This is a genomic window from Lysobacter sp. A289 (assembly GCF_054072675.1).
Window position 1 is genome coordinate 2,620,924 of sequence record NZ_JBSVRN010000001.1, and the last position, 7,141, is coordinate 2,628,064.

Below are 7,141 nucleotides of genomic sequence, written 5' to 3' on the forward strand. Positions count from 1 at the left end.
GTGCTGCGCGTGCCGTGGCGGCATTGTTATGATCGCTAATCCCCCATCGCGGAGCGCACCTTGCGCATCATCAGCTTCAACGCCAACGGGTTGCGCTCGGCGGCCCGCAAGGGCTTTTTCGACTGGTTCCGCGAACAGGACGCCGACGTGTTGTGCGTGCAGGAGACCAAGGCGCAAGAGCACCAGCTTCAGGGTCCTGACGGCCTGGATCCGGCGTTCCTGCCCGATGGCTATCGTGCCTTCTTTCGCGATGCGACCACCAAAAAGGGATACAGCGGGGTGGCGATCTACAGCCGGCGTGAGCCCGACGAGGTCCGTACCGCGCTGGGCTGGGCGCCTTTCGACGAGGAGGGGCGCTACATCGAGGCGCGTTTTGGCAACCTCAGCGTGGTGTCGTTCTACATCCCGTCGGGCTCCTCGGGCGAGCTGCGCCAGGGTTTCAAGTTCGAGGTGATGGACTGGCTCCAGCCAACACTGGACGAGTGGCTCGCCAGCGGGCGCGACTACGTGCTGTGCGGCGACTGGAACATCGTGCGCACCGCACTGGATATCCGGAACTGGAAATCGAACCAGAAAAACTCCGGCTGCACGCCACCGGAGCGTGAGTGGCTCAACGGTCTGTGCGGGCCGGGTCAGGATGATCGTGCTGGCTGGACCGATGCCTATCGGACGCTGCACCCCGAGGGCCAGGATTACACTTGGTGGAGCAATCGCGGCGCGGCCTATGCCAACAACGTGGGTTGGCGGCTCGACTATCAGTTGGTGACGCCCGCGCTGGCGGCACGGGTGCAGGCCTGCTCGATCCTGCGTGAACCGCGGTTCTCCGATCACGCGCCATTCGTCGTGGACTACCGCGGAGAGTTGGGTTGAGCGCCACCGCAGCAGCCCCAGCTCCGGCCAGGCCCAAGGGTTGGCGCGGCATCCTGGCCGCGTTTGGCACGCCATCGGCGGGGACCATGTTTTTCCTGGGCTTTGGGTGTGGCCTGCCGTTCCTGCTGGTCGGCTACACGTTGTCGATCTGGCTGCGCGAGTACGGGCTGGAGCTGAGCACGATCGGCCTGCTCAGCTACGTCAGCATGTTCTACGTGTTCAAGTTCCTGTGGGCGCCATTGATCGACCGCTGGAATGCCCCGTTGCTCGGCACGCTCGGCCGGCGCCGCGGCTGGCTGGTGCTGGCGATCGTGGTGCTGATCGCGGCCTTGGCTGGAATGGCCTTCACCGGGCCGGTGCAACTGGCCACCTTCGTCGGCCTGGCCGCGCTGACCGCGTTTGCCGGCGCCACCCAGGACACCGTGGTGGATGCCTACCGGATCGAAATCGCACCGGTCCACGCCCAGGGCGCGCTCGCCGCCACCTATACGCTCGGTTACCGCATGGGGTTGATCGTGTCGGGCGCGGGCGCGCTGTATATCGCCGAGTTCAGCGGCTGGCGGATCGCTTACCTGACCATGGCCGTGGTGTTGCTGTTGCCACTGCTGGCGGTATTGCTGGCGCGTGAACCCGTGCAGACCCAGGTGCGCGAGCGCAAGAGTTTTGGTGAGGCATTCGTCGGCCCATTCAATGAGTTCTTTCGCCGCCACGGGGTGGCGGTGGCGATCGTGCTGCTGGTGTTCGTCGGCCTGTTCAAGCTGCCCGACCAGATGCTCGGCGTGGTCGCCGGCCCGTTTTATATCGACACCGGCTACAGCAAGGCCGAGATCGCGACGGTTTCGAAGTTGTACGGGGTCTGGATCGGGATTGCCGGCGCGTTCCTGGGCGGCGTATCGGTGGCGGCGCTGGGCATGCGCCGCTCCATTTTGATTGGCGCGTTGGCACTGTCGTTGTCGAACCTGCTGTACCTGCTGATGGCCATGAACCCCAGCCAGACCTGGGCGTTCGTGGCGGCGCTGTCCGGCGACAATCTGGCATTGGGATATGCCGGCGTGGTGCTGATCGCGTTCCTGTCGGGGCTGACCAGCCGGGAATTCACGGCAACCCAGTACGCCTTGCTCGTTTCACTGGCCAACATGCCGGGTAAGATCATCGGCGGGATGTCGGGTTTCATGGTCGAGAAATGGAGCTACGTCGGCTTCTTCGTGTTCAGTTCGCTATCGATCGTGCCGACCCTGATGTTGCTGGCGTGGCTGTGGCGGCATACCCATTTGTTTGAATCCAGGGATTGACGGCACGATGATCCGGAGTCCCTGGCGGTACGCGTTCACGCAAGATCGGGCCACGGCGTTACCGTGTCGAAGGAGGCTGTCATGAGCGAAACCGTGCTACTCGATATCGACATGTTTCTGGTGGAGCGCATCCGTCGGGTGGCCAGCGCAAACGGCTGGAGCCAAAAGCAGGCGCTTATCCATTTACTGGAACACGGATTGTTTGCATGCGAGGCAGCCATGAGTTCGGGGTTTGATGACTCGGACGCCGATGCGCTGCAGGCGGCGATCATGGCGTTGGAGCAGATCGACAACGATCCGGGCTTTTCGCTGATCGGCCGTGCTGGGCCTTCCGGCGCGGAAGCGGACGCCGCGACAGATGCGCTTGATGACGGTGGTGATGGGGCGCCGGTCAAGGCGTCGGGTGACGCGCTCCCTCAAGCGGCCGGGTAGATTGCGCCCAGTACTCGCGGACCCCTCGCGCCAGTGACACTGGGCAGGCTGCCGGGTTGACCGGCAAGGGTTCGTCGAGCCAGCCAAGCAAACCCCATCGCCTCGACGAAATCCGGGTCCAGCCCATGCGCGGCGGTGGACTCGATCAGCATTCCCGGCAGCCGCGCCCCGATGTGTTGGAGCAGGCGAGCGTTGTGTACGCCGCCGCCGCAAACCAGTACCCGCCGGGTTTCCGGCTGAAGCGTGAGCAGTGCATCGGCAATGGTGGCCGCGCTCAGCTCCAGCAAGGTCGCTTGGACATCCTCCGACCGTTCCGTGCCCGCCAGTCGGCCCAGCAGCCATCCCAGGTGGAACTGCTCGCGTCCGGTGCTCTTGGGTGGTGGCAATGCAAACCAGGGGTCGGCCAGCAAACGTTCCAGCAGCGCGACGTCGACCGCTCCGCGCGCGGCGAACGCGCCGCCCGCGTCGTAAGGCTGGCCCAGCTCCTGTTCGCACCAGGCGTCCATCAACGCATTCGCCGGACCGGTGTCGAAGCCGCGGACATTCATGCCGCCTGCGCTTGGATCACCGGCGGGCAACAGGGTGAAATTGGCGATTCCGCCCAGGTTGAGAACCGCACGATCCTCATAGGGCGAGTGCAGCATCGCCGCATGCAGGCCGGGCAGCAATGGCGCACCCTGGCCACCGGCCGCCACGTCGCGGCGACGGAAGTCGGCCACCGTGGTCATGCCGCTGCGCTCGGCAATCAGGTTGCCGTCGCCGAGTTGCCAGGTAAAGGGTTGGTTGCCATCGAGCAGCGCCCCGTTCGGGCGATGACGCACGGTCTGTCCGTGCGAGCCGATGGCGCGTATTTCCGATGGCGCGACGCCGGCATCGCTCACCAGTTGCACCGCAGCGTCCGCGAAGGCTTCCGCGACCTGCACGTCCAGGGTGCCAAGTTCTTCGACCGATTGCGCCGCGCCGCCCTGGCCCAGGGCAACCAGTCGGGCGCGTACCCGAGCGTCCCAGGGATAGGTGCGGCCCAGCAGCAGGGAGCAGGCGGAGCCGTGGAAGCGGACCAATGCCGCATCGATGCCATCGGCGCTGGTGCCCGACATCAAGCCGATGAACAGCTGGTTGTTGTCCAGCGCGGCCGGTGCTGGGTCAGCAGAGCCCGCCCGGGTGCTTGTTGCCATCTGGACTCAAGCCTTCTGGTCGGCCCCGGCCGTTGGCTTGGGCGATTGCGCCTCCGTCGAAGCAACCCGGGCGTTGCCCTCCAGCAGTTCCTCGACCTGGCGAATCCGGGCCAGTGCCGGTGCGGTCTGGGCGCGGAACGCGACCAGTGCGGCACCCTTCAATGGTTCGGGCGGCGGCATGGTCACGGTCAGCGGATTGCGGTGAACCCCGTTGACCCGGAACTCGTAGTGCAGGTGCGGGCCGGTCGCCAGCCCGGAGCTGCCGACATAGCCGATCACCGTGCCTTGCTTGATGCTCGCGCCGCTCTTGTATTTGCTGAAGCGCGACATGTGCGCATACAACGTGGTGTAGCCCTTGCCGTGGTCCAGTACCACGGTGCGACCGTAGCCGCTTTTCCAGCCGACGAACTTCACCCGGGCATCGCCGGCGGCCATGATCGGGGTGCCGCTGCCGGCGCCATAATCGACGCCCTGATGGGCACGGGTGCGTCCCAGGATCGGGTGTTTGCGTGCCGTAGTGAATCCCGACGTGACCCTCGCATAGGGAATGGGCATGCGGATAAAGGCCTTCTTCAGCGGTCGACCATCGGCGGTGTAATAGCCGATGTTGCCATCGCGCTCGAAGCGGAAGCCGGAATAGGTCTTGCCGCCCGTGGTGAAGGTCGCCGCGAGGATGTCGCCGTTGCCGATGCGCTCGCCCTCGCGCCAGATCTGGTCGTAGACAACGCTGAAACGGTCGCCCTTTTGTGCATCGGTGAAGTCGATGTCGTACTGGAAGATCTCGTCGGTCAGGGTGGCGATCGAGTTCGGGGACAGGCCTGCCTTGCGTGCGGCGACATACAACGAGCTGCTGATCTCGCCTGTAGCCACGGTGCTGCGGCGCTGGCTGGGCCGCTTGATCACCGTCTGTTCGATCTGTTCACCGTCCAGGCTGAGCTCGACGCGATGGCTGGCGTCCCGGTCATAGCGGAATCCGCGCAGTGCACCGTCGGCACCAAGCTCGAAGGCAAGCTCCGCGCCCGGGCGCAGCCGGGTCAATACCGGTTTCGTATCAGGCAGGTCCAGGATCCGGTACATGGTGCTGGCCGGCACTCCAACCTGCTGGAACAACGCGCCTAGGGTCTGGCCCGATTGCACCTGCACCAATTGCCATGCGTCCTCCGCATGGGCGTGTGCCTGCTTCAGCGTCAGCGGTGGCAACGGCAGCGTCGTGAGATGCCGCGGCGCTTGTGAGGTGCCAACCTCAAGGTCGCCGAACCCGGGTACGATTGCGCCTACCAGCATGCCGATGGTGGCAAACAGGCTTGCCTGCATCCATTGGCGTCGTGTCCAGCGACCGTTGAATCCGTCGGACAGGTGTCGGGCCAGGATCGGTCTGTAGAGGGCGGCTTCGCGAAGCTTTTTCAGGCGCTGGCGCCGATCTGGACCGGAATCTGGTGCTGTCATTCGGAGGCTACCTGCGCGCGAGTGTGTGAAGGCGGTGTCACGGCGTTACGATAAGGACGCGAGAAGTATGCGTCAAACCCTTGAGCTGAATAGGGTTTTCCCCACGGGGTTCCCGATCGGCAAGTTATTTCACATTTATGATCGTGATTGCAACTCGGTCGTGATCCAGCCAGCGAGACTCCTTGTGTCTGCACAACCCACACCCTCCCCGGATGCCGCCCTGGCATTGATCGAGCGCGGCGCAGACGAGTTGCTGAAACGCGACGAGCTGGTTACCCGCCTGCAACTTGGCCGCCCGTTACGGATCAAGGCCGGCTTTGACCCGACCGCGCCGGACCTGCATCTGGGTCACACCGTGTTGCTCAACAAACTGCGGCAGTTCCAGGACCTCGGTCATCAGGTGATCTTCCTGATCGGTGACTTCACCGGGATGATCGGTGATCCCAGTGGCAAGAACGTCACCCGCAAGCCCCTGACCCGCGAGGACGTGCTGGCTAATGCCGACACCTACGCCGAGCAGGTGTTCAAGGTGCTCGATCGCGACAAGACCGAAATACGCTTCAACTCGGAATGGTTTTCGCGGATGACCGCGGCCGACATGATCAAGCTCGCCTCCCGCCACACCGTGGCGCGGATGCTCGAGCGCGATGATTTCGCCAAGCGTTATGCCGCACAACATTCCATTGCAATCCACGAGTTCCTGTACCCGCTGGTTCAAGGCTATGACTCGGTGGCGCTGGAGGCCGATGTCGAGCTGGGTGGTACCGATCAGAAGTTCAACCTGCTGATGGGGCGCGGCTTGCAGGAGGCCCACGGCCAGCCGCCGCAGGTCGTGCTGACCATGCCGTTGCTGGAGGGGATCGACGGCGTCCAGAAGATGAGCAAGTCGCTTGGCAACTACATCGGCATCAGCGAGCCGGCGCTGGAAATCGTCACCAAGGTGATGAAGATCGATGACGCCTTGATGTGGCGCTGGATCGAGCTGCTCAGCTTCGAGATATCGATTGCCGAGGTCGCCGCATTGAAGGCGCAGATCCAGGCGGGGCAATTGAACCCGCGTGACGTGAAGTTGCGACTGGCCCGCGAGCTGGCCGCACGGTTCCATGATGTGGCCGCGGCCGATCTCGCCATCGCCGGCTGGAACGCGGTGGTTCGCGGACAGGGGGATACCGCGCAGTTACCGCTTCGGGACCTGGTGGTGCCGGTTGAAGGGCTACGCATTGCCGCGACACTGACCGCCGCCGGATTGACCTCCAGCAACTCGGAGGCCAATCGCAAGCTCAAGGAGGGGGCGGTGCGGGTGGATGGCGAGGTGGTGGAAGACGCGGGACGCATGTTCGCCCCCGGTTTCGAGGGTGTCTTGGCCGTGGGCAAACGGACCTTCGCGCGGGTACGGCTAGTTGCGGCCTGATAGCAGGAGCCGGTCTCGCGGAACCGCTTCCCTGTTCATGTTCACTGGTGCAGACTACGCGGCCGCGCCGAGGGGTGAGCAGGACGGCGGAGCGGGGTTGATGGGTTGCGGGGGTTCACGAGGTGTTGACGTGCCCTGAAAACCGGTTAAGATGGTCGGCTCGACGCAGCAACAGCGCGACGGGGCAGCGGTAAAAAATTCAGGCGAACAAGGTGTTGACGTTCTCCGGATCCGCTGTAAGATGTGCGGCTCGCTTGACCACTTCGGTGGCGGGCCAGGAACGCGGCGCTGAGGCCGGTTCCGATGATCTTTGACAGTGTGCGCAGGTGACTTGTGCGGGCGTCTGGCGGGTGGATAGTTGTCCATCGCAGATGTTCGACACAGTCCAAATGAATCAAGAACAAGCATCGCAAGATGTGAGTAATCGAGTTATTTGGGTCTGGATAGACACTGCACTCAAAGCATAGACAAGGCCTTCGGGCTGCGTCGCAATACTTAAGTGAAGAGTTTGATCC

Annotated in this window: 6 protein-coding genes; 4 read left to right on the top strand and 2 right to left on the bottom strand. The window is 63.9% G+C overall.

The features are described 5' to 3' along the window. Window positions 1–60: 60 nt before the first annotated feature. The 3 genes from ACW5DN_RS12070 to ACW5DN_RS12080 all read left to right on the top strand — a co-directional run bounded on the left by ACW5DN_RS12070 (window position 61) and on the right by ACW5DN_RS12080 (window position 2,594). Window positions 61–870 (top strand): exodeoxyribonuclease III, encoded by an 810-nt coding sequence (locus tag ACW5DN_RS12070; protein ID WP_456962895.1) that lies wholly within the window; start codon window positions 61–63, stop codon window positions 868–870. Continuing rightward, complete coding sequence (locus ACW5DN_RS12075; protein ID WP_456962896.1) at window positions 867–2,162, top strand: AmpG family muropeptide MFS transporter; 1,296 nt, start codon at window positions 867–869, stop codon at window positions 2,160–2,162. Before ACW5DN_RS12070 ends, ACW5DN_RS12075 begins: the two co-directional genes overlap by 4 nt. An 81-nt stretch (window positions 2,163–2,243) precedes the next feature. Further along, window positions 2,244–2,594 carry a hypothetical protein gene (locus ACW5DN_RS12080; protein WP_456962897.1) on the top strand — a complete coding sequence of 117 codons (351 nt, stop codon included), beginning with the start codon at window positions 2,244–2,246 and terminating at the stop codon, window positions 2,592–2,594. Here the strand turns inward: ACW5DN_RS12080 and ACW5DN_RS12085 are convergent. Both ACW5DN_RS12085 and ACW5DN_RS12090 read right to left on the bottom strand, forming a co-directional pair. Beyond that, window positions 2,579–3,769 carry an anhydro-N-acetylmuramic acid kinase gene (locus ACW5DN_RS12085; protein ID WP_456962898.1) on the bottom strand — a complete coding sequence of 397 codons (1,191 nt, stop codon included), beginning with the start codon at window positions 3,767–3,769 and terminating at the stop codon, window positions 2,579–2,581. The genes ACW5DN_RS12080 and ACW5DN_RS12085 overlap by 16 nt on opposite strands. A gap of 6 nt (window positions 3,770–3,775) precedes the next feature. Next, entirely contained in the window at window positions 3,776–5,215 is a 1,440-nt protein-coding gene (locus ACW5DN_RS12090) for a peptidoglycan DD-metalloendopeptidase family protein (protein WP_456962899.1), read from the bottom strand. A 184-nt stretch (window positions 5,216–5,399) separates the two neighbouring features. On the opposite strand from ACW5DN_RS12090, the gene tyrS reads away from it, so the two are divergent. Next, entirely contained in the window at window positions 5,400–6,626 is a 1,227-nt protein-coding gene (tyrS, locus tag ACW5DN_RS12095) for a tyrosine--tRNA ligase (protein ID WP_456962900.1), read from the top strand. The last annotated feature ends 515 nt before the right edge of the window (window positions 6,627–7,141 follow it).